24 protein-coding genes are annotated in these 23,306 nt (G+C 38.7%); 10 read left to right on the top strand and 14 right to left on the bottom strand.

The annotated features are described in order from the left end of the window. Window positions 1-339: 339 nt before the first annotated feature. Both HDC90_RS24695 and HDC90_RS24690 read left to right on the top strand, forming a co-directional pair. On the top strand, window positions 340-1,296 hold the full coding sequence (locus HDC90_RS24695; protein WP_184471224.1) for a lipid A deacylase LpxR family protein: 957 nt from the start codon (window positions 340-342) through the stop codon (window positions 1,294-1,296). Beyond that, window positions 1,296-2,405 (top strand): acyloxyacyl hydrolase, encoded by a 1,110-nt coding sequence (locus HDC90_RS24690; protein ID WP_184471223.1) that lies wholly within the window; start codon window positions 1,296-1,298, stop codon window positions 2,403-2,405. The genes HDC90_RS24695 and HDC90_RS24690 overlap by 1 nt, the downstream gene beginning before the upstream one ends. On the opposite strand, the gene HDC90_RS24685 is transcribed toward HDC90_RS24690, so the two are convergent. The 3 genes from HDC90_RS24685 to HDC90_RS24675 are packed head-to-tail and all read right to left on the bottom strand — an operon-like array spanning window position 2,402 to window position 4,830. Further along, window positions 2,402-2,761 carry a CoA-binding protein gene (locus tag HDC90_RS24685; protein WP_184471221.1) on the bottom strand — a complete coding sequence of 120 codons (360 nt, stop codon included), beginning with the start codon at window positions 2,759-2,761 and terminating at the stop codon, window positions 2,402-2,404. The genes HDC90_RS24690 and HDC90_RS24685 overlap by 4 nt on opposite strands. Window positions 2,762-2,787: 26 nt before the next feature. Then, a complete protein-coding gene (locus HDC90_RS24680; RefSeq protein ID WP_184471219.1) occupies window positions 2,788-3,255 on the bottom strand; it encodes a DinB family protein in 468 nt (155 codons plus the stop codon). A gap of 33 nt (window positions 3,256-3,288) precedes the next feature. Next, window positions 3,289-4,830 (bottom strand): NAD(P)/FAD-dependent oxidoreductase, encoded by a 1,542-nt coding sequence (locus tag HDC90_RS24675; RefSeq protein WP_184471217.1) that lies wholly within the window; start codon window positions 4,828-4,830, stop codon window positions 3,289-3,291. Window positions 4,831-5,294: 464 nt separating this feature from the next. On the opposite strand from HDC90_RS24675, the gene HDC90_RS24670 reads away from it, so the two are divergent. The 5 genes from HDC90_RS24670 to HDC90_RS24650 all read left to right on the top strand — a co-directional run bounded on the left by HDC90_RS24670 (window position 5,295) and on the right by HDC90_RS24650 (window position 8,315). Then, window positions 5,295-5,876 carry a LemA family protein gene (locus tag HDC90_RS24670; protein WP_039480897.1) on the top strand — a complete coding sequence of 194 codons (582 nt, stop codon included), beginning with the start codon at window positions 5,295-5,297 and terminating at the stop codon, window positions 5,874-5,876. An 83-nt stretch (window positions 5,877-5,959) separates the two neighbouring features. Further along, complete coding sequence (locus tag HDC90_RS24665) at window positions 5,960-6,403, top strand: TPM domain-containing protein (RefSeq protein WP_184471215.1); 444 nt, start codon at window positions 5,960-5,962, stop codon at window positions 6,401-6,403. A 3-nt stretch (window positions 6,404-6,406) separates the two neighbouring features. Next, window positions 6,407-7,177 carry a YgcG family protein gene (locus tag HDC90_RS24660; protein WP_184471213.1) on the top strand — a complete coding sequence of 257 codons (771 nt, stop codon included), beginning with the start codon at window positions 6,407-6,409 and terminating at the stop codon, window positions 7,175-7,177. A 149-nt stretch (window positions 7,178-7,326) separates the two neighbouring features. After that, window positions 7,327-7,716, top strand: coding sequence for a hypothetical protein (locus tag HDC90_RS24655; protein WP_184471211.1), 390 nt, complete (start codon window positions 7,327-7,329; stop codon window positions 7,714-7,716). Window positions 7,717-7,766: 50 nt separating this feature from the next. Continuing rightward, on the top strand, window positions 7,767-8,315 hold the full coding sequence (locus tag HDC90_RS24650) for an NUDIX hydrolase (protein WP_184471209.1): 549 nt from the start codon (window positions 7,767-7,769) through the stop codon (window positions 8,313-8,315). 130 nt (window positions 8,316-8,445) lie between these two features. On the opposite strand, the gene dnaA is transcribed toward HDC90_RS24650, so the two are convergent. From dnaA to HDC90_RS24635, 3 genes are all read right to left on the bottom strand, one after another. Then, complete coding sequence (gene dnaA, locus HDC90_RS24645) at window positions 8,446-9,876, bottom strand: chromosomal replication initiator protein DnaA (RefSeq protein ID WP_121287815.1); 1,431 nt, start codon at window positions 9,874-9,876, stop codon at window positions 8,446-8,448. 543 nt (window positions 9,877-10,419) lie between these two features. After that, window positions 10,420-11,967, bottom strand: coding sequence for a methylmalonyl-CoA mutase (locus tag HDC90_RS24640; protein ID WP_184471207.1), 1,548 nt, complete (start codon window positions 11,965-11,967; stop codon window positions 10,420-10,422). A gap of 105 nt (window positions 11,968-12,072) precedes the next feature. After that, window positions 12,073-12,603 (bottom strand): hypothetical protein, encoded by a 531-nt coding sequence (locus HDC90_RS24635; protein WP_184471205.1) that lies wholly within the window; start codon window positions 12,601-12,603, stop codon window positions 12,073-12,075. Between the two features lie 92 nt (window positions 12,604-12,695). Here HDC90_RS24635 and HDC90_RS24630 point away from each other — a divergent pair, with 92 nt between their 5' ends. Together HDC90_RS24630 and HDC90_RS24625 are read left to right on the top strand one after the other, a co-directional pair. After that, a complete protein-coding gene (locus HDC90_RS24630) occupies window positions 12,696-13,049 on the top strand; it encodes an iron-sulfur cluster assembly accessory protein (protein WP_184471203.1) in 354 nt (117 codons plus the stop codon). A gap of 149 nt (window positions 13,050-13,198) precedes the next feature. Then, window positions 13,199-14,428: an ABC transporter permease gene (locus tag HDC90_RS24625; RefSeq protein ID WP_184471201.1), complete on the top strand. Its 1,230-nt coding sequence runs from the start codon at window positions 13,199-13,201 to the stop codon at window positions 14,426-14,428. 303 nt (window positions 14,429-14,731) lie between these two features. On the opposite strand, the gene HDC90_RS24620 is transcribed toward HDC90_RS24625, so the two are convergent. Genes HDC90_RS24620 through HDC90_RS24600 form a run of 5 tightly spaced genes read right to left on the bottom strand, consistent with a single transcriptional unit; the run spans window position 14,732 to window position 19,369 of the window. Further along, entirely contained in the window at window positions 14,732-15,469 is a 738-nt protein-coding gene (locus HDC90_RS24620) for a tyrosine-protein phosphatase (protein ID WP_184471199.1), read from the bottom strand. A 16-nt stretch (window positions 15,470-15,485) separates the two neighbouring features. Beyond that, complete coding sequence (locus HDC90_RS24615; protein ID WP_184471197.1) at window positions 15,486-16,043, bottom strand: hypothetical protein; 558 nt, start codon at window positions 16,041-16,043, stop codon at window positions 15,486-15,488. After that, entirely contained in the window at window positions 16,044-17,066 is a 1,023-nt protein-coding gene (gene galE, locus HDC90_RS24610; RefSeq protein WP_184471195.1) for a UDP-glucose 4-epimerase GalE, read from the bottom strand. A 1-nt stretch (window position 17,067) separates the two neighbouring features. Further along, window positions 17,068-18,057, bottom strand: a complete 990-nt coding sequence (locus HDC90_RS24605) for a UDP-glucuronic acid decarboxylase family protein (RefSeq protein WP_184471193.1) — start codon at window positions 18,055-18,057, stop codon at window positions 17,068-17,070. 1 nt (window position 18,058) lies between these two features. Further along, window positions 18,059-19,369 (bottom strand): UDP-glucose/GDP-mannose dehydrogenase family protein, encoded by a 1,311-nt coding sequence (locus tag HDC90_RS24600; protein WP_184471192.1) that lies wholly within the window; start codon window positions 19,367-19,369, stop codon window positions 18,059-18,061. A gap of 175 nt (window positions 19,370-19,544) precedes the next feature. Between HDC90_RS24600 and HDC90_RS24595 the strand changes: the two genes are divergently transcribed. Continuing rightward, window positions 19,545-20,819, top strand: a complete 1,275-nt coding sequence (locus HDC90_RS24595) for a 3-deoxy-D-manno-octulosonic acid transferase (protein WP_370576670.1) — start codon at window positions 19,545-19,547, stop codon at window positions 20,817-20,819. Here HDC90_RS24595 and HDC90_RS24590 read toward each other — a convergent pair. The 3 genes from HDC90_RS24590 to HDC90_RS24580 form a co-directional block, all read right to left on the bottom strand. Then, window positions 20,797-21,303, bottom strand: coding sequence for a gluconokinase (locus HDC90_RS24590; protein ID WP_184471190.1), 507 nt, complete (start codon window positions 21,301-21,303; stop codon window positions 20,797-20,799). The genes HDC90_RS24595 and HDC90_RS24590 overlap by 23 nt on opposite strands. Before the next feature lie 7 nt (window positions 21,304-21,310). After that, window positions 21,311-22,321 (bottom strand): ferrochelatase, encoded by a 1,011-nt coding sequence (hemH, locus tag HDC90_RS24585; RefSeq protein ID WP_184471188.1) that lies wholly within the window; start codon window positions 22,319-22,321, stop codon window positions 21,311-21,313. Window positions 22,322-22,506: 185 nt separating this feature from the next. Next, complete coding sequence (locus tag HDC90_RS24580; protein ID WP_184471186.1) at window positions 22,507-23,181, bottom strand: fatty acid desaturase; 675 nt, start codon at window positions 23,179-23,181, stop codon at window positions 22,507-22,509. Window positions 23,182-23,306 lie beyond the last annotated feature (125 nt).

Here is a 23,306-nt window from a genome sequence, read left to right as displayed (position 1 = left end):
TCATGATCTTAGTTCTCTTCTTTGTTTAAATTTAACAATTGTGGCTTGCTAAAGACCACTTGAACTAAGATCACTTTATTACATAGATACTGATAGGAGCGGGCACGGAGTGTAACGGAGTAAAGCAGATAGCAGGAACAAACCTATATAGTAGCACGGAAACTGCTTTGCTAAAAAACATGAGACATATACTATTATATATGGTATAGGAATAGAACAGAGGCAGCCTGAATAGATTCCAGAAGTTCTCAAGCAGCAATTGACAACCATCGTATCGAATTTTTGAACAATAATTAATACTTTTATGCCTTTATTAAATCATCCAAACAAATGAAGTTGATGCTCAAATTATACCTATCTCTGCTATTTATAGGCATAGCAGAAATTGGTTATGCGCAAAATTATAAAAACGAGCTTGTTATAATCTCTGAGAACGATGCCTACATTGATATTACCAGTGATCGTTATTATACAAACGGTGCTTTTATTAAGTATAGGCACGCGCTAAATGGTGAGCACTTAAAAGCAGGTAGAAGTAAAGAAATTATCGGTTTTGAGCTTGGTCAAAAAATATACAACCCCTATTACAGCTTTGCACCAAATCCCGCCCTACACGACCGCCCTTTTACGGCATACCTTTATGGCGAGGCAAATTATAGTCGGTTTTACACAAATAAACAGATGCTTAAAGTTTCTGCGCAGATTGGAATTACCGGAAAGGATGCTTTGGGCGAAGAGTTTCAAAAAGCATTTCATAAACTGGTTGGTCAAAACCAGATTGAAGGATGGGAATACGGCTTAAACAGCGAACCAACATTAAACTTAGGCATAGAATACAATAAGCTTTTAGTGAGTACAAATAATAAAATATTCGATATTACGGGAACAACTTCTGCAGCGGCTGGCAACGTAATTACAAAAGCAAATCTTGGAGCAATGTTCCGTCTGGGCAGATTCAATGATATGGACGGCTCCTCAGCCTTTAATAGCTTGGTGAGTAATAACCATACAGATAAAGCGCAACGCAAATACGAGCTTTTCCTTTCTGTTAGCCCGCAGTTACATGCTGTTGCTTTCGATTCGAGTTTGCAGGGAGGATTATTTTTGAACGATAAAGGACCAATTACCTTTAAGCCCAAACCGATTGTTTTTACTACGCAGGTAGGTTTAACTTTCGCTATTGCGCGCTGGACAGCCAATTATACTGCTACCTTTACTTCGAACGAAGTTAAAAACAGTGCCACTGGCTACCGTTATGCCTTTTATAGTCTTGCTTACCGTTTTAGTAAAAGCTAATGAAAAAACAACTACTCTCTTTTATTCTTGTTATTACGGGCTTGGCATTTGCTAAGGCTCAAATTACGCCAGAAAACCGTTCCATTATTCTTAAACCCATATTCGGCACACATATAAATAATGATCAGGGACACTTGTTTCAGGATCAGATTACAGGATTTGACGCTGCTTATTTTAAGGACATTAGCCAGAACAGCGATAAATGGATTGGTTTTAGTGGCGCGAAATCTTACGGGATCGGCTTTATTTTCAGAAACCTGAGCAAACTGAAAGGTACGAAAGATACTTCGGCCAATGCTTTTGGGCAGATATATGGTCTGGTGGCGCAAATGGACTTTCAATTATTCAGGGTAGGAAAAGCAAAGTTTAATTTTACGCCGGGAGTTGGCTTGGGCTATACAAACAAGTATTACTTTAATAATACCAAAAACAGATTTCTGGGAAGCCCAATCAATGAAACCATCAAGGCGGACTTAGGAATGGAGCTGCCAATGAGCAAATATACTGATCTGCTTTTAGGTTTGGGTTTCTTACATGTATCCAACGGGGGGGCAACTGTACCCAATGGCGGCTTAAATACCGGAAACGTTTACATCGGGCTTAAACTAAACAATCCAAGAACATTAACTGCTGAGCAGAAAAGCACCTACACCACTTTGCAGCGTAATTCGATTGAGCTTAGTGCGGGTTTAGGCGCAAGGGGCGTGTTTGGCAATAGAACAAAAAGCTTGTACAAAAGCGGGGTATACGCGGGTTACAATTTTTATCTGAACGATGTGATGTCGCTTAAGGCAGGCGTCGATGCGGTTTACTATTATACTGTATTTGACCCGAATAATTATGGTGAAACATTCCAAAACTACGGCACTTCTTATGATAGATGGCGCACAGGTATTAGTATTGGCGCTGATATCAACTTATGGCGTGTAACCGTTGCAGCACAGATTGGGAAATACATCCACTACAATAGATTGATGAATAAAGCAACCTGGTACTGGACATTTGGACCTACTTTTAATATTACGCCGCACATTGGCTTACAAGCCAAAACCTACATGCACTTTGCCCAGGCAGATTTTGTAAACTGGGGCGTGGTGTATAGATTTTAATATTGCCCGGTGCTTAGCAACACCAAAGTACAGGCTTCAACAGGTTCGATATGGTGCTCATCCAATAATTTTTCCAGCTCATAATTTTCAGTTCCTGGATTGAAAATTACCCGCTTGGGCTTTGTTTCCAGGATGTAATCATGGTATTGTGCCTGTAGAGGCGGACCAATATATAAAGTTATGGTGTCTATATCAGTGTGGATCTGATCTGGTTTTTCAATTTCTACGCCTGCAACCTCTCCTTTCTTTATGCCCACATTAATAATTTCGTGATTAAAGCGCGTAAGCATATGGGCTGCTTTATAGGCATATCTTGATGGGTCTGGTGATGCACCGATAATAAGTGTCTTCTTCATTATAATTTAATTACACAGGTGAGTTACTAAAACTTAGAAAGCAAAGCAATTTGACCAGAATGGTAAGCATGGTGCTGTGCTAAACCACTTAAAAGCTCTGCATTGGTTACGCCTGTTCCCAAAGCGGGATTTCGCTCACCCTTTACTTCATCATCCCATTGGTTGTTTTTTATGCCTTCGCACAGGCGGATGAGTTCTTCATTTGCAATTTTAAAATTAAAAATAATACGTTCCCAAGCCTTTGGCGTTCTGCTTTCGGGTACTGGCCAATCGCCCATTGCAGGTTCTGCAGCAGGTTTCCCGCTCAGTCTTGAAGAAGCCTCTTCTGTCCAAGCAGTTAAATGCAGTGCAATTTCGGCAATAGAATGTGCGCCCGGTATAAAATGGCTAAACGCACTTTCAGGGTTAACGTTATTTAAAGTCTGCATTACATGGTTGCCATGCCAGGCATCGCCATTAAATGCCTTTTTAATTTCGTTCGTAATATTAAACATATCTAGACAACAATTAGCAAAATATAAAGTTTGTTAAGATGCATTTAATATTGCATTTGCACAGTTAATACCATCTATTGCTGCCGATACAATTCCGCCGGCATAACCAGCGCCTTCAGCACAAGGATATAAACCTTTTATCTGAGGGTGCTGATAAGTCTCTTTATCTCTCGGAATCCTGACCGGAGAGGAAGTTCTGCTTTCTACCCCTACCAAAATGGCTTCATTTGTATAATAACCTTTAATTTTTTTTCCGAACAAGGGTAGTGCCACACGTAAACTATCTGATACGAAATCGGGTAAAATATTATCCAGCATCGAACTTTTGGTGCCAGGCAGATATGAGTTCTTTGGTAAATCTATCGATAGTTTATTGTTCACAAAATCGACCATACGTTGTGCAGGAGCTACCAGATTTCCGCCTCCGGCCTCAAAAGCCATTTTTTCAATCTCCGATTGGAAATGCAACATCCTAAGCGGATCGTAACCCACAACATCATTTAAGGTAACCTGAACCACTGTTCCGGAATTGGCATAAGGATTATTCCGTTTAGATGGCGACCAACCATTTACCACAATTTCATTTTCGCCTGTTGAACAAGGCGCAATAATACCGCCTGGGCACATGCAAAAAGAAAATACCCCACGTGTACCAACCTGCTCAACCAAACTGTAATACGCCGGAGGTAAAAACTCCGATCTAATATCGCAGTGGTATTGAGCTGAATCAATAATTTCTTGGGGATGTTCAATCCGTACGCCCAAAGCAAATGGTTTTGCCTCAATCAGGATATTTTTACTATTCAACAACTCGTACACATCTCTTGCAGAATGGCCAGTTGCCAAGATAATATCATCAGCAAACAACTTTTCTTCAAAATTTATCTCAATTCCTTTTACTTTTCCGAATTCGATCAAAAGATCAGTCATCCTGCTATCGAACCTCACTTCTCCCCCAGCATTCAGGATCGTATCTTTTATGGAAGTGATAATATGCGGAAGTTTATTGGTACCTATATGTGGACGGGCATCAATAGCAATATCCGCTTCCGCCCCATGGTTTACAAACACCTGTAGCACCTTGTTAATATCGCCCCTTTTATTAGATCGGGTATACAGTTTACCATCCGAATAGGTTCCTGCGCCACCTTCACCATAGCAATAATTAGATTCGGTATTCACTAAACCCTGCTTATTTATGGCTGCCAAATCTCTCCGGCGTTGCTTTACATCTTTACCGCGTTCGATAATAATGGGCTTTAACCCATTCTCTATACACTGCAAAGCGGCAAATAAGCCAGCCGGACCTGCCCCAATAATAATGACAGGCTTGGCATCGCTTACATTTTTGTAGTTAATGGTGTATACCTCGGGAATAGCTTCCTCATCAACAAAAACTTTTACCTGTAAACGAAAAATTACCCTTCTGGAACGAGCATCGATCGATCTTTTCAGGATTTCGTAGCCTTTAATTCTTGTTTCGGAAAGTTTTAACCCTTCAGCAAGTTTCTGCCTAATAACTTCAGTCTGCTCAACCTGATCAGGGAGCAAAGTAATTTCGATGTCTTTTTGCATATCATGTCAGGTTTTTATCCCGAACGATACAAAGATAAATATCTGATAGCATATTTGATGATTTCAGCGTATGAATAAAAACTATTAACAGACTACAGTAATGCTTTTATGTTTTTTGGAAAGCAATTGCAGTATTTCATTGGAAACTATAGTCCCGCTCTCCCTTCTGCCCCAATGAAAAATTGGGGGCATCCGTTGGATCGGGTTTAATTAGGTTATTTTTCTGCTACTATGCCGGTTTTCTGTGCCACAGCCCAAAGTTTGTAGCCCCGATCGGAGCGGGAACAAACGTTAAAAAAAGCGAAAGACTTTGCGCTTCAAAACAAAAACATTAGTTTAAACCTTACTTCAAGCTTGCCAACCTGTCATATAATCATTCAAAGTGTAACAAAGGCATGCAATTTGATATCTAATTCGTAAATTGACCATAAATCAATTCTATTAAAAAGACAAAAACCATAAAAATGAAAAGATTAATATTTGGAATTTTAGCTGCAGTTATTGCAGTGAGCACCTTAAGTTCATGCGGGTATAACAGCATGGTTAAATTGGATGAGAACGTTAAATCGAAATGGGGAACTGTGCAAACCCAGTATCAAAGAAGAGCGGATTTAATTCCTAACCTGGTAGCTACTGTAAAAGGAGCGGCTAAATTTGAGCAGGGTACTTTAACTGCTGTAACCGAAGCACGTGCAAAAGCTACACAGATGACGGTTAAAGCCGATGAATTAACGCCAGAAAACATCCAAAAATATCAGGCCGCACAAGGTCAATTGAGCCAGGCTTTAGGTAAATTGCTATCGATTACCGAAAATTACCCTGAACTAAGGGCTACGCAGCAATTCAGTGATTTATCGGCACAGTTAGAAAGCACCGAAAACAGGATTACTGTTGCCCGTAAAGATTTTAACGATGCAGTACAAGAATATAATGGCAAAATCAGATCTTTCCCTACCAATTTAACAGCTGGCATGTTCGGCTTTAAACCTAAAGGATATTTCGAAGCTGATGCGACTGCAAAAGATGCACCTAAAGTAGAATTTTAATATTCTGAACACAATATATAAGGGTAGTGAATGTTTATTAACTAAGCATTTATTACCCTTTTTACTTCATACAAAATAAGCACATGTCGTTATTTTCAGATATTGAACAAGAAAAAATAGCAAATGCGATCTCCGATGCAGAAAGAGCTACTTCTGGAGAAATTAGAATTGCTATTGACAAACATTGCGCAGGCGATCCATATGAAAAAGCTACCGAATATTTTGCTAAACTGGATATGGATAAAACAGCAAAAAGAAATGGCGTGCTCATTTATTTGGCTCACGCCGATCATAAATTTGCCATTATTGGCGATGTTGGGATTCATCAGGTAGTACCTGAAAATTTTTGGGAAACTACTAAAATTGCGATGACAGCACATTTTGCGAAAGGCAATTTGGCCGATGGCATTATTGCAGGCGTAGCATTGGCCGGAGAAAAGCTGGCCTTGTTCTTCCCGCCGCAAAAAGGCGATATTAATGAGTTGCCAAACGATATTGTTTTTATGGATAACCTAGAGAACAAATAAGAGATGAAGAAAATATTCTTATTATCACTGTTCAGTTTATTATTTGCTTTCGCTTTTGCGCAGGATTTTCCTGAAAAGCCAAGCACCTTAGTTAACGATTATGCCAATGTATTGTCTGCTGAGCAAAAACAGGCGCTTGAAAATAAACTGGTAACCTTTAACGATTCTTCTTCTACGCAGATTGCCATAGCCATATTAAAATCAGTTGGCGATTACGATATCAATGAATATGCGGTAGGGCTCGGTAGAAAATGGGGCGTTGGCCAAAGTGGCAAAAACAATGGTATTATGATCGTTGTGGCAGTTGGCGACCGAAAAATATCTATTCAAACGGGTTATGGCTTAGAAGGCGCACTGCCCGATATTTATGCCAAGCGTATTATTGATAACGATATTAAACCCAATTTTAGAGCAGGAAATTATTATGCCGGCTTAGATGAAGGTACTACTTCAATTATAAAATATACCAGAGGCGAATATAAAAACGATAGTCCGAAAGCTTCTTCAAAGAAAAGTGGCTCAGGCAGCATCGTTATCATTATTATTATCGTAATTGTGATTATCATCATTATGCGAAAAGGTGGCGGTGGCGGGAGCGAAGTAATCGGCGGACGTGGGGCATCTAATGCACTGTTTTGGGCTATGCTTTTTGGAAGCGGTGGCGGCGGCCGAAGCAGCGGTGGCTGGGGAGGTGGTTCTTCTGGTGGTGGTGGCGGATTTGGTGGTTTTGGCGGTGGAAGCTTTGGAGGAGGTGGTAGCAGCGGAAGCTGGTAATTATTAATTGGTTAACTGATTAATTGTTTAAATCGGTTAACTGCAGACTGACTATTGGTACATAGTTATTCAATTACTATCTTCGGATCTCTAACACCCTACTTCCAACTAAAAATAACTTTCCAACAGATTAAAACATTACAACAATAATGTATAGAAGAGATTTAATCACAGCAGAAATACAGAAACTTGCACAGGTTTTGGCTCGGATTATGGGTTTAAAGTTAGAGGGAAAGTTAGCCGAAGCCAATCAACTTTTTGACGAAACTATGGAAGGCGGCTTTCAATTACCAAAAGAAATTCTGGAAAGTGAAGCGCTTTCGGTTTTTGAAAATTGGTTAGACGAAGGCAACCTTCCTCCGGAAAAACTCGATTCTCTGAGCGAATTCTTATATTATGAATTAGGCACAAGCCCCAATAGAAACCAAATGATAGCACCAAAGCTGAATTTAGTATATCAATACTTGTCAGATCGGCGCAAGATTGTACATTTGGTAAACTTGCACCGTCAGAAAACTATACAACAGTATATCAGTTAGGAATTGACGTTTTTAGTTTGGAGTAAAATCAATTAACATAAATAAATTAAATGATTATAGAAAAGTGGCAGAAAATTGCCTCTAAATATTTAGTGAGAGAAAAGTGGGCTACTTTAAGGGTAGATGAGGTTAAACTTCCGGATGGTATCATAAAAGACGACTATTATGTTTTGGAGTATCCAAATTGGGTTAATGCCATTGCATTAACGGCTGAAGGGAAAATAATTATGGTGCGCCAGTACCGCCATGCTGCCGATATTGTTTCGCTTGAAGTGCCAGGCGGTGTGATTGATGGAGATGAAGCGCCAGAGTTTGCTGTTAAACGCGAACTTTTAGAAGAAACCGGTTACAGTTTTAAAACGTGCAAGCTTATTGCCGAGCTTTACCCCAATCCTGCAACATCAAACAACAGAACCTTTACTTATTTCTTAACAGGAGGGATTAAAACCCATGAACAGCATTTAGACGAACATGAAATATTAAATGTTGAGGAATACACCATTGATGAGGTTAAACAATTAATCAATGACAATAAAATAGCCCAGGCACTACATGTTGCGGCCTTGCACTACGGCTTAGCCGAACTGGAAAAGCTTTAAATATTAAAAAAAACACATTATAACAAAGGCCCGATAAAATATCGGGCCTTTGTTATAATTGAATAAACTTTTGAACCTGAACGAAAGATTTTATTTAAACCCTTCTACCTTTCTGTTCCCGAACCTTAGTTTAGCTCATTTTTAATTTCTTTTGGATATCGTGCACGTAAGCTTTAAACTTTTTATCGGTATCGATTAAATCTTCTACGGTTTGGCAAGCATAAATTACCGTACTATGATCACGGCCACCAAAGAAAGCTCCAATTGTTTTCAATGATGATTTAGTGTGACTTTTAGAAAGATACATCGAAATCTGACGTGCCTGAACAATTTCGCGTTTACGTGTTTGTGATTTCACCATATCAACAGGAACTTCGAAATACTCGCAAACCAATTTCTGGATGTACTCCATCGAAATTTCTTTAGAAGTATTTTTAATGAAGTTTTTCAACATCTGTTTAGCAAGCGCTAAATCGATTTCTTTTTTGTTCAAAGTAGCTTGTGCCAGCAACGAAACCATGGCACCTTCCAGCTCACGCACATTGTTATCAATGTTGTGTGCAACATATTCTACCACCTCACCTGGTAACTCAATACCATCAGCGTACATCTTCTTTCTTAAAATGGCAATACGCGTTTCCAGATCAGGAATCTGTAAATCTGCAGATAAACCCCATTTAAAGCGGCTTAATAAACGCTCTTCCAAACCAGCCAAATCTTTCGGTGCCTTATCAGATGTTAAGATTACCTGTTTGCCCGATTGATGTAGGTGATTAAAAATATGGAAGAAAATATCCTGTGTTTTTTCTTTACCTGCAAAGTTGTGCACATCATCCATAATGATCACATCCATTGCCTGATAAAAATTAACGAAATCGTTAATGGTGTTGTTTTTTAATGAATCCACAAACTGCTGGCAGAATTTCTCACAGCTTACATAGATCACCAATTTATCTGGCATGCTGCGTTTAATCTCATTACCGATCGCCTGCGCCAGGTGTGTTTTACCCAAACCTACTCCACCGTAAATCATTAAAGGGTTAAAAGATGTGCCCCCTGGTTTAGCAGCTACAGCGTAACCTGCAGAACGCGCCAAGCGGTTGCAATCTCCCTCAATATAATTTTCAAAAGTGTAGTTAGCGTTTAATTGTGGATCAACATTTAATTTTTTTAATCCAGGGATAATAAATGGGTTTTTAATATCCTTATTAATGGAAACCGGAATCGGCATCGATTGTACCTTTGCCTCCGCTCCATTTCCATTTGAGGGCATATTGGTAGTATAAGGATTACCGCTGTTTGATGATTTATCTACAACGATGTTATATTCCAACCTGCCATCCTCTCCAAGTTGTTTTTTTACAGTCTTGCGTAGCAAGCCTACATAATGTTCTTCAAGCCATTCGTAAAAGAACAAACTTGGCACCTGTATAGTTAAAACCTTACCTTCTAATTTAAGGGCCGTTATTGGCTCGAACCAAGTTTTGAAACTTTGGCTCGGAATGTTATCCTTAATAATTTGAAGACAGTTCTTCCATACTTCTGTACAAGTTTTTTCCATTGCGATTTCTATAATTTATTGGTTTACAGTGCCTATTCGAATTAAAGGGATGGTCCGTTTAGGGACTACGAATATTGAGAAAATTATCAACATTTTAAACAAAAATTTCAAATAAATCGTAACATACTGATAAGGAATATAGTAGCCCGCTTAACCTCAATTTTTTATGTTGATAACTATTTATTAACATCGGTTATCCACATTAACCATCATTTAACATCAATACACCCTCATCATTTCGAGTTTCTGTTAAAAAAGCAAAATCTAAGCCATTTTAGGCATTAGTTAAGCGTTTTAGTTTTTCTTAATCTCGAATAAACTGAATATCAAAGCCATAAGATAAATAAATTAATATTAATTTGAGCCGATTATTTAAACTATTTCACTACCCGTTATTATTGTATGAATTTTACGACAGTTTGGCCCACTGTTTTAACTTAAATGAACAAGATATCTGTTCATTATATTATCACCCCATCAAAAGCAGAATACCTTTAATTTTAACCTGGAATGAAGCCCAAAAACCGGAATGTTTAAGTTTACTTAATAAACTCCAAAAGTACTTCTAAACACATCTGCAATTTCGCCGAGTGTAGCATACTTTTCAACCGCATCTATAATCAATGGCATTAAATTGTTTTCGCCTTTAGCAGCTTCATGCAACCTTTGCAATGCTTTTTCTACGGCATCGTTATCGCGGGTTGTTTTTAAATGTTCCAGTTTTTCAGCTTGCAGCTTACGGATAGAATCATCAATATTAAAAACTTCAGTCAGGCCCTCTTCCTCCTGCGTAAATTTATTTACGCCTACGGAGATCCTTTCGCCGTTTTCGATTTCTTTTTGATATTGATAAGATGCATCGGCAATCTCATTTTGCATATAACCGCTTTCTATAGCATTAACAGAACCACCCATAACGTCTATCCGATCGATATAGGCCCAGGCTGCAGCCTCTACTTCATCGGTTAGGCTTTCTACAAAGAACGATCCCGCCAATGGGTCTACAGTATCCGTGACACCACTTTCGAAGGCAATGATCTGCTGGGTACGTAAGGCAATTTTTGCTGCCGATTCTGTTGGAAGTGAAAGTGCCTCATCGTAGCCATTAGTATGTAAGGATTGTGTTCCGCCTAAAACAGCAGCCATAGCCTGATTGCTTACCCTGATCACATTATTTAATGGTTGTTGCGCAGTTAAGGTTGAGCCTCCGGTTTGGGTATGAAATCTTAACATCTGCGCTTTTTCGTCTGTAGCACCCAAATCCTTGGTAATCTTAGCCCACATGCGCCTTGCAGCCCTGAACTTAGCTATTTCTTCAAAGAAATTATTATGGCAATTAAAAAAAAACGATAAGCGTTTTGCAAACACATTAATATCTAAACCCTTATTTAAAGCAGCTTTTAGATAGGTTTTACCATTAGCTAATGTAAAAGCAAGTTCTTGCACAGCAGTAGATCCAGCCTCACGGATGTGGTATCCGGATATAGAAATGTTATTCCACTTTGGAACTTCTTTGCTGCAAAACTCAAAAATATCGGTAATCAAACGCATTGATTGCTTTGGTGGATAGATATAAGTTCCTCTTGCAGCATACTCTTTCAAGATATCGTTCTGTATCGTTCCTGAAATCTGCTTTAAATCTGCACCTTGTTTCTTGGCCAATGCAATATACATAGCCAATAAAATTGAAGCCGTTGCATTAATTGTCATCGAAGTAGTGATGTCTTTCAACTCAATGCCATCAAATAAAATTTCAATATCCTTTAACGAATCGATAGCCACGCCCACCTTGCCCACCTCTCCATCAGCCATTTCATGATCGGAGTCGTAACCAATTTGTGTTGGAAGATCAAAAGCAACCGATAGTCCTGTTGTTCCCTGCGCCAATAGATAGTGATAACGCTTGTTCGATTCTTCAGCGGTTGAAAAACCAGCATATTGCCGCATCGTCCATAGGCGCCCCCGGTACATATCCTTTTGGATTCCCCGGGTAAAGGGAAATTCGCCCGGACGCTCGTCCATCGACTTCGCCTCGGTGTACAGCGCTTTTATTTCAATGCCTGAAGTGGTGATATGCTTTTTTTCGCTCATAATTGGTTAGTTCAATGGTCATTGGTTCATTAAGTTAAGTTAGTTAACTGTGCATATCTGCAGATCAATCTAAAACAGTTAACCAATTTAAATGATTAATTCCTCTTAAAACAAACTATGGATATCTTTTTTGATCAGCTCGATCGTTAAGTCATATGGATTTTCATCAATACTGGCCATATGCTGTAAAATTGTTTTACTCAGTTCAATTCCATTTTCACCGGCAGGTAAACCCTGTACTGCATTATTAATCATGGCAATGGTATCGTCTTTTAATTTTCGCACTACAGCCCAGATTGCACTATCTACATACAACTGCTGGGTAATATTATGCTGATACTCTGAGCGGATTTCATTTAAAATACCAGCTTGTAAAGTAGCCATGGCAATTCCTTGCTGGTGCAGGCGAACAAGTAAATTAGCAGGGTTAATCCGATCGATAAATATAATTAAACGTTCGTGTGCCTGTAAGCGTAAGGGTAAAATATGCGCCCGGCTTTCTTTGTTTAGTTCGATGGTTTTTAAATTAAAGAAACGCTGGATATCACTCCTTAAAATATAGTAAACAGCCATTAGTGCAATGAAAATGCCTGCAAATAAGATTACTATATCAACTAAAATTTGTTGGGTATTCATAAGTATTGTTTAATTACGGTAATATTAACAGACCGTTAAAAGCAAAAATGTGCATTATTATTTATATTTGTAACAGATAAAATTTAAATAACATGAGCACAACAGTTGATACAGCATTTGCACCAGTTACTTTTTCAGAAGGAGCAGCTAAAGAGTTATATAAATTAAAGGATCAACAGGAGATTGGTGAAGATTATGGGTTGCGTGTTGGCGTAGAAGGTGGCGGCTGTGCCGGTATGAACTACGTTTTAGGTTTTGATCAGAAAAAAGATGGCGATCAGGAATTTTTTATAGACGGCATTAAGGTTTTCATGAACAAAGCGCACCAGATGTACTTAATGGGCATGATGATTGATTGGCAGGATGGGTTAAATTCACGTGGTTTTACCTTTGTTAACCCTAATGCAACCAGCACCTGCGGCTGTGGTACGAGTTTCTCGGCATAAATAAAATATTATTGTAACATATAGTGCAGTCCCCTTGTCTAAACATCGGGACTTTTTTTATTTTTACCCATAGCGGTTGCAGGCAAAAGGTATAGGGTTAATCCATCTTGATACTCAATACCCGATCCGATACTTGATACTTACAATAAATGAATTACAGAGAAAACATCAGACTGGCATTAGAATCTATTAAAGCAAACCGCTTGCGCACTATGCTTACCGCCTTAATTATTGCCATTGGTTTAATGGCTTTGGTTGGGATTTTAACCACTCTTGATGCTGTAAAGAAAAGTATGACTGATGCTTTTAGTAGCATGGGGGCCAACTCATTTACCATCAGAAACCGTGGCACAGGAATTAGAATTGGAAATGGTAAACGGCCAAAACCTTTTAAAGCCATCCGCTATGAAGATGCCATTAAATTTAAAGATAGCTTGAATACCCCGGCAACTGTTGCCGTAAGTGTATTTGCCAGTGGTGGTTCTACCATCAAATACGGCAGTTTAAAAACAAATCCAAACATCAACGTTCAAGGTATAGATGAAAATGGTTTAGCCTCTCAAGGTCTAAATTTATCACAGGGAAGAAATTTTAGCGTTTCTGAAATACAACTCGGAAGTAACGTTTGTATTGTCGGCGGCGAAGTGGTTGAAAAATTATTTAAAGATTCAGATCCATTAGATAAGCTGATTAATGTAGGCAATAACCGTTTTAAAATTGTTGGTATATTAGAGAAAAAAGGATCGAGTATGGGCTTTAGTGGCGATAGGGCTGTTTATGTACCGCTGCTAAAAGCAAAGCAGATTAACGCCAATGCCAACCCTTCTTATACGATAACGGTAATGGTACCTAGCAATGAGATGCAGGAAAACATTATTGGCGAATCTACTGCGTTATTCAGAAATATCCGTAAGGTAAAAGTGAACGAAACCAATAACTTCGAAATCACAAAGAGTGATGCAATAGCCCAAACTTTATTCGAAAACCTGGCATTTGTTGCCATAGGTGGGGTAGCCATCGGAATTATTACATTAATCGGTGCCTCAATCGGGTTAATGAATATCATGTTGGTATCGGTAACAGAACGTACGCGCGAAATTGGAATCCGTAAGGCCATTGGAGCCAATCCAAAAGTAATTCGTCGCCAGTTTTTAATCGAGGCTGTGGTAATCTGTTTAATGGGGGGTGCTTTAGGTATTTTTCTGGGAATAGTTTTAGGAAACCTGATCTCTCTGGCCATGGGTGGTGCATTTCTAATTCCCTGGTTATTTATTATTGGCGGCTTTGTATTATGTGTGTTCGTAGGAATTCTATCTGGATATTATCCCGCTAAAAAGGCATCAAAGCTAGATCCGGTGGAGGCTTTGAGGTACGAGTAAGTTGGTTCACTTGTCCATTGGTCAATGGTTAACTAGTTCATGGTTGATAATCTAAGTTCGATTTTCCTGCAAGTACCTGCTTTTATCGCTCTAGACCAGTCGTCTCGTTATGTTGATCCAATCACTATCAGATTCAGTTCAGCATCTTATTTGCAAGGGAGGCCCTGAAATAAATTCAGGGTGACGACCATTCATGCAAAAAAGAACAATATTAATCGAACCTCGTTTAATGTTAAAAGACAATAACAATTAAGGCAATTTGTACGCGATATACAGCACCAATGAACTAATGACAAATGAACCTTACAGCAATGCATTATTCAACTGAGCCTGAGTAAGCAATTGTTGCATTAATGGTGTACTAAGACTATCTTCGAGCGCTGCAGCATGTTTTACATGGTGCATATCACTGCCTACAAAATCGACCATATGGTTTTCTACCATTTCTCCCGCTACTTTCTTTGCCCCAGTACCATAATACCCTGTTAGCGCAATACCGTTTACCTGCAAAAGGCAACCAGTTTCTCTAATCTGATGATAGCTTTCAAAAGCGTTGTGGTAATAAGGATACCGTTCGGGATGGGCCAAAATGGGTTTATAGCCAGCATCCTGCATCATTTTTATAAAATCGATCAGGTTTTGAGGCGGATTGATATAAGAAAGTTCGAACAAAAGGTAATTTTCGCCAAAAGTAAGCACCTCTTTCTGCCTGATTTTCTTTTCTAGTGTTTCATCCAGGTAATATTCGGCTGCGGCATTAACTTCCAAACCGATTTCGTTTTCTTCGAGACCCTTTCTTAAAATATCCAATCCACGGTTAATGGTATCTGGCGTATTACGAAAATAATCGGCCATGATGTGTGGCGTAGCAATCAGTTTCTGATAACCTAGAGCCTTAAACTTTTTGGCCAGGAGCAATGAATCTTTAAGGTTTTGTGCGCCATCATCAATCCCCGGAATAATGTGCGAATGCATATCAGTCTTAATACCTGAAAAATTAAATTCGGGTGCTATTTTTTTCTTTTTAAACAATCCGAACATAATAGTTGGTCATAATTTAGCTGATCTCTTTTGGTAAATTGCTTGCTTCTGCCGCACCAGCTAATTTAGAGGAATAGATTTTAGCTAGCAAATTATTTAAGTCTTCACTTAAATCGAACTGCAGGTCTTCGTGTAGTTTTTTGAATTTATTAAGGGTTACCGCGACAGTTTTTAAGTAAAAAATACTAAAAAGCATCATAAAATCGCGGTAACCAAAAATTGATTTCTTATAATCGAAAGGGATAGCGTTGAGGATAAACAATTTTAGTTCTACCTCACCAACGGGATCTTTTGTTACTTTGTAAAAGTGGTTAACCGATGTGATCATTTTCCTTACTTTTACCAATGCCTCTTTGGCGTTTAGTTTTTTCAGTTCAGAAATCTGTTCGTTAACATCGATTTTAATTCTTTCCTTTCGATCTTCGAGATCGGTTTCATCTTCCAATAATTTGTAATGGAGATGTTCTGTAAGCACTTTATCTTTGGCCACCAAACGCAACAAGAGCTTGTCTTTTTCTTTAACAGGCAATTCTGTTATGGCAGTTTTTAAATCTTTGTGCTCAGATAACTTCATTTAAAAAGGGTTAGCCTTAATGTATTTTTCCCATTCCCATGCCGAGCGCATCATCTCATTGATATCAAGATTAGCTTTCCAGCCTAGCTCGTTATTCGATTTTTGTACATCGCCATAAATCTGAACAATATCACCTGCCCTTCTTGGGCCAATTTTATATTCAAGCTTTTCTCCATTCACTTTTTCGAAAGCTGCAATAATTTCTAAAACGGAAGAACCTTTACCCGTTCCAATGTTGAAAACATCATAATTACCGTTAGGGTTTCCTTCTTCTAATTTTTTGATGGCTGCAACGTGTGCTTTTGCCAGATCAACCACATGGATATAATCGCGGATGGCAGAACCATCAGGCGTATTATAATCATCGCCGTAAACGGTAATCGGACCGCGTTTGCCAATGGCCGATTGCGTGATGAACGGAACCAAGTTGGCAGGAACACCATTTGGTAATTCGCCAATTAAAGCAGTTTCGTGCGCGCCAACCGGGTTAAAATAACGTAAAGCGATAACATTTAACGCTGGTGTTACTGCTGCAGTTTCTGCCAAAATTTCTTCGGCAATCTGTTTGGTATTACCATAAGGCGATTCAGCTTTCTGTACAGGTGCAGCCTCAGTTACAGGTAAAGTTTCTGGCTGACCATAAACGGTACAAGATGAAGAAAACACAAAATTAATCTTCCTGTTAAACGAGGTTAATAGATTAATTAAACCGTAAAAATTGTTTTTATAATACTTTAAGGGTTGTTCTACTGATTCACCAACGGCTTTTGATGCTGCAAAATGGATAATTCCATCAATATCAGTATGGTTTTCTGCAAATTCCTGAACTGCTCTATCATCCTGTAGGTCGATTTCATGAAAATCAAACCATTTGCCAGTGATTGCATGAAGCTGGGTTAAAATTTTGATATTCGAGTTAGAAAGGTTATCAACAATTACAACTTCATATCCTGCGTTGTGTAACTCTACTGCTGTGTGCGAACCTATGTATCCTGTTCCGCCAGTAACTAATATTTTTGCCATTTTAACGGTTAAATGTGGTAAAATCTTTATGATCTATCTTTTCCAAAGCCTCTGCAGGCAATGATTTAAAATATTCGTATGTAATCTTCAATCCTTCGGCGCGGCCTATCTTGGGCTCCCATCCCAATATCTCTCTCGCTTTGGTAATATCCGGTCTGCGCTGCTTAGGATCATCCTGCGGAAGTTCTTTATAAACGATTTTCTGCGTAGTACCTGTAAGTTTGATAATTTCCTCACAGAACTGCTTGATGGTAATTTCATCCGGATTACCAATGTTTACCGGTTGTGCATAGTCGCTCATCAATAAACGGTAAATCCCTTCAATCAGATCGTCAACATAACAGAAAGAACGTGTCTGACTTCCGTCGCCAAAGATAGTTAAATCTTCGCCTCTTAAAGCCTGGCCAATAAAAGCAGGTAAAACACGACCGTCATTCAGCCGCATTCTCGGCCCATAGGTATTAAAAATCCTAACGATTCTGGTTTCTACGCCATGGAAAGTATGGTAGGCCATAGTAATAGCTTCCTGAAAACGTTTGGCCTCGTCGTAAACACCACGTGGACCAACGGGATTTACATTGCCCCAATATTCCTCTGGCTGAGGATTTACATTTGGGTCGCCGTAAACTTCAGAAGTTGAAGCAATGAGCATTCTTGCATTTTTATTACGGGCCAAACCCAAAAGGTTATGTGTGCCTAACGAACCTACTTTAAGTGTCTGGATCGGAATTTTAAGATAATCTATCGGGCTTGCGGGCGAAGCAAAATGTAAAATGTAATGAAGTTTGCCTGGAATATGTACAAATTTAGAAACATCGTGGTTGTAAAACTCAAAATTCTCCAGCTTGAACAGGTGTTCGATATTTGCCATATCGCCCGTAATCAGGTTATCCATTCCGATAACATGATAACCCTCTTTCACAAAACGATCACAAAGGTGTGAGCCTAAAAATCCGGCTGCACCTGTAATCAATATTCTCTTCTGCCCCATTTTAATCTATTAATTTTCTACCTATGCTGTTATAATAATAGCCAAGATCGATCATTTTTTGTAAATCATATAAATTTCGACCATCGAAAACCACTTTATTTTTTAAAAAGCTATCGATTTTATCAAAATCAGGATTACGAAAAACCGACCATTCAGTCGCAATCAATAGTGCGTCAGCCCCTTCTAAAGCTTCGTATTGGTTTTTGGCGTAGTTTACCTGATTGCCAATAACATTTTTAACATTGGCCATTGCCTCCGGATCGAATACGGTAACGGTAGCACCCTTTTTAATCAATGCATCGATAATATATAGGGCCGGTGCCTCGCGGATATCGTCTGTTTCTGGTTTAAACGCCAAACCCCAAAGCGCAAAATGTTTGCCTTTTATATCACCTTTATAATATTTCAACACCTTATCAACAAGAATTGTTTTTTGTCTTTCGTTAACCTCCATTACCGATTTCAGGATCTGAAAATCGTAGGCATAATCATCAGATGATTTCACCAAAGCCTGAACATCCTTCGGAAAACACGAACCGCCGTAACCTACCCCAGGAAAAAGGAAGCGTTTACCGATACGGTCATCAGCGCCTATGCCCCTTCTTACCGAATCAACATCAGCACCAACAAGTTCGCAAAGGTTGGCAACCTCATTCATGAAAGTAATTTTGGTGGCGAGGAAAGAATTTGCTGCGTATTTAGTCAGTTCAGACGAACGCTCATCCATAAAGAGAATTGGATTCCCCTGGCGTACATAAGGGCCGTATAATTCGGCCATTAGTTTTTTGGCCCTTTCGCTTTTGGTTCCTAAAACCACGCGATCAGGTTTCATAAAATCATCAACAGCCACCCCCTCTCTTAAAAACTCAGGATTTGATACTACATCTACTTCAATCGAAGTATTTTCGGTAAAAACAGCCTTTACTTTATCGGCCGTTCCAACGGGAACAGTTGATTTATTTACAATGACCTTATATTCGGTAATCAGTTTGGAAATATCCTTTGCAGCGCCTAAAATATAAGAAAGATCAGCAGCGCCGTCTCCACCCGGAGGCGTTGGCAAAGCCATAAAAATAATCTGCGCCTCTTTTACGGCATCAGCAAGGCTTGTTGTAAAGGTTAACCTTTCCTGTTCTATATTTCTATGGAACAAAAGATCTAAACCGGGCTCGTAAATCGGCACTTCACCAGCCTGCATTTGTTTTACCTTTGCTTCGTTAATGTCAACACATATTACATCATTTCCTGTTTCTGCTAAACAGGTTCCGGTAACTAAACCTACGTATCCGGTACCAATAACGGCTATCTTCATCTGTTAATTTATTAAACAATTAAATTGTTTTTCATCGGTTTTTAATGAGCTCGCAAGCTCTGTTATTTTAGCTGCAATGGAGCAATCATAATCTGCCTATTTATTATATTGAATGACAGGCCAAATCATGAGGCTTCCGCATATTTTTAAGCTTTTTAAATATATTCGTTTTATCTTGGCACGAAGATATGAAATTACACTAATGCTTTTGCTTTACATAATCGGAATTCGGCTTTACACTTTGCTTATCAGGATATTTTCTTTATTCAATCCTAAAGCGAAGCTGTTTATAAATGGCCGTAAAAACGTCTATACACAAATTGCTCAGAAAATTAATCCGAGCGAAAAACAGATATGGTTTCATTTTGCCTCTTTGGGAGAATTTGAACAGGGCAGGCCAGTTTTAGAAAAGCTAAAAGCCCTTTATCCTGCTAAGAAAATCGTGGTAACTTTTTTCTCTCCTTCGGGATACGAAATCAGAAAAAATTATGCCCTGGCAGATGTATTTTATCTCCCTATTGATACCCCAGCTAATGCCAAACGTTTCATAGCAGGCATTAATCCTGAAATGGCCATTTTTACCAAATACGAATTCTGGCATTTTTATTTTAAGGAATTAAAAGATCAAGGCATTCCTTTATATGTGATTTCCGGGATTTTTAGAGAAAGTCAAGCATTTTTTAAATGGTACGGCAGCTTTTACCGCAATATTTTAAAATCTGTTACTTACTTTTTTGTACAAAATGAAGAAAGTAAAAATCTTTTAAAATCGATCGGGTTAAATAATGTAACCATAAATGGCGATACCCGTTTCGATCGTGTTTATGAAAATGCGCAATCACCCAAACAGCTTATACTGATCGAAAGCTTTATCGGCAACTCCCCTACATTAGTTTGTGGAAGCACCTGGCCTGAGGATGAAAAAATATTATCGGCTTTGCCTGAAAAATATCCCAACTGGAAGTTTATCATTGCACCACACGAGATCCACGAAAGCCATATCGAAAGTATTGAGAAACAGTTTTCAGTTGGCAGTGTACGGTTTTCGGTTTTCAGTACGCAGTTAGCAGGTGAAAGTTCTCAAATCTCAGCGCTCAAATCTCAAATCTTAATCATTGACAACATTGGTATGCTCTCCTCATTATATCAATATGGAAATGTAGTGTATATTGGTGGTGGTTTTGGAACGGGAATACACAACACCCTAGAAGCTGCAGCGTTTGGCTTGCCTGTAATTTTCGGTCCGAAATACGATAAATTTCAGGAAGCAAAAGATCTTATTGCCATTGGTGCCGCAAAAAGCATCACCTCCATAACTGATTTAATACATGCGCTTGAAGGTTTCGTAGAAAATAAAAACGCTGCAGAGCAGGCTAAAAAATATGTTATGGATAAAAAAGGGGCAACCGATCAGATTATTTCGATGATTACGGAATCAGATCGGTCTTAGCAATTTCCTCCACGATTTCGGGAATACCCTGATCAATTGAAACCGTTACTACATCCTGTTCATCAGATTGTGGCTCTTCTAATGTTTCAAACTGACTTTTCAATAAAGTGCTTGGCATATATTGATGAGAACGCTTAATAATCCGACTGTGAATTAAATCGAAACTTCCTTTTAAATAAATAAAGCGAAGTGATGCATTATCTGTTCTTAACAAATTGCGATAAGATTTTTTAAGTGCAGAACAAGCAATAATACAACTTGTACCATGGGCAACATGTTCACGGCCAACTTTTGCAATCAGCTGTAGCCAATCTAAACGATCGGCATCTGTTAATGGGACTCCTGAAGCCATTTTATCAACATTGCGTTGCGAATGCAGGTTATCGCCATCTATAAATTCGGCATTTATTCTCGGCGCCAAAGCCTTTCCAATTACTGTTTTTCCACTTCCTGAAACGCCCATTAAAATAATAAAACTTGCCATAGTTAAACTATTTAATCATTCCGGCCAAAGCCTCGATAAACACAGGACTATCGTTTAAGCTTTCTACCAGCTGAACATGTTCGCCACCCAAAGCCTTAAACTCTTCATGGTATTCTACCGTAATTTCGTAAAGTGTTTCTAAACAATCGGCTACAAAAGCAGGACTAAAAACCAAAAGACGTTTTTTGCCTTCGGCAGCCAATTTCTTCAATACATCAGTAGTGTAAGGCTGCACCCACGGCTCTTTACCTAAACGGGATTGGAAACAAACAGTATATTGCTCTTTTGATAGATTTAATTCTTTTGCAATTAATCTGGCCGTATCATGCCCTTGTGCAGAATAACAGAATTTATTGGTATCATTTAATGTCTGGCAGCAATCGGCGCTTTTTAAACAATAACTACCGGTATGATCACACTTTAAAAGTTGACGCTCAGGCAGGCCATGAAAGCTAAACAACACATGATCATAACTTTCTACATGATGCTTTTTAGCATTTTCTGCAAAAACTTTAATCATCAATTCGTTATCATGGAATGAATTAACAAACGAGATTGGTGGAACCGTTGGCCACTTGCTCACCAATTCCATTACCAGTTGTATTACTGAACCAGTGCTGGCAGAAGCATATTGTGGAAACATCGGTATTACCTGTATGCGCTCTACCAAACCTGCTTTTAAATTTGCCAGTGCCGACTCAATGGATGGGCTTTGGTAACGCATGGCCAATTCGACATGGTATTCATCACCCAATCTTTCTTGTAGCATTTTAGCCTGCAACTTGCTATAATACAAAAGCGGCGAACCGTTTTCACCCCATATTTCGCGGTATAATTTAGCAGTTTTAGGGCTACGGAAAGGAACAATAATCCCTTTAACCAATAGTGTACGGTTCAGTTTAGGAATATCGATTACCCTTTCATCCATCAAAAACTGATCAAGATACTTTTTGACATCGGTTGTTGCCGTACTATCGGGTGTTCCTAAATTTACCAGTAAAATTCCCTTTTTGCTCATTGATATTAAAATATGTTATTTGCGCAAATATCGCGTATTTATTGTTTTTAACCTATGTTAAAAAGTGATGAAAAACATTTTTTCGTCAACGAAAAATAATATTAATGGCAATTATTCCCCGCTTGTTTAACCTGGCTCGCTATAGTGAACTGTCAGACAGTTACCATCTGACACCACTACCACCATTATAGCTTCGTTTTATAAAGCTGCCACCAGGGTATGCCTGGTTTTTGATGATGTTCTAAATGATAACCAAAAAAGTAACAGGTAAAGAAGGCGATAAAATGATTTTTCTGCAAGGTTGAAGAATGATATTCATTATCGTGTTCCCCTTTATGAGGCAAATAAGTTCCGAAATAAAACAGTTGAAAAGTACTTAATAAGGATGGCAGCACCCAAAACAACAGCAGGTTCTTTTCATCAACCCAGATTTTCAAAACATTATAGGCTATGGCCATAACCACCAATTGAATTATCGTGACATAATTTAGCATAAAACGGAAATACCATTTCCAAAAGCCATGTGGTGCAAAATCAGGATCGTTTTCGCTATGTACATGCTGGTGGTGCTGGTGGTGTTTTGCATACAAACGGTTATAAAAAAAACCTGCGTAGAGAAAAACGCAAAGGTAACCAATAAAATTATTTGCTTTTGAGTTCAGAGATATCGTTCCGTGCATAGCATCGTGGGCGGTGATAAACAAACCGGTGTACAAATGCATCTGAACAACAATCATCAGATAAACCAAAGGATTGCTCCAGGAAAAATCCCATATAAGCAGGAAATAAAGAGAAACCAACCAACAGGTAATTACGGTTAACGCAACCAGTATTCCGATATGTGGGTTTATAGTTTTCAATGGCTTATTTTATTTCGTCATGCTGAATTTAGTTCACTGTTGTCCGGAGAAATATTTTTTTGTTTATAAAAAAGGGTAGCTTTAAGTCTACCCTTTGTAGTGTTATATTTGAGTTACCACACCTA

This window comes from Pedobacter sp. AK013 (assembly GCF_014205835.1).
Classification (GTDB): domain Bacteria; phylum Bacteroidota; class Bacteroidia; order Sphingobacteriales; family Sphingobacteriaceae; genus Pedobacter.
The sequence above is the reverse complement of the archived record's forward strand: the minus strand, read 5'-3'. Positions and strand labels throughout refer to the sequence as shown.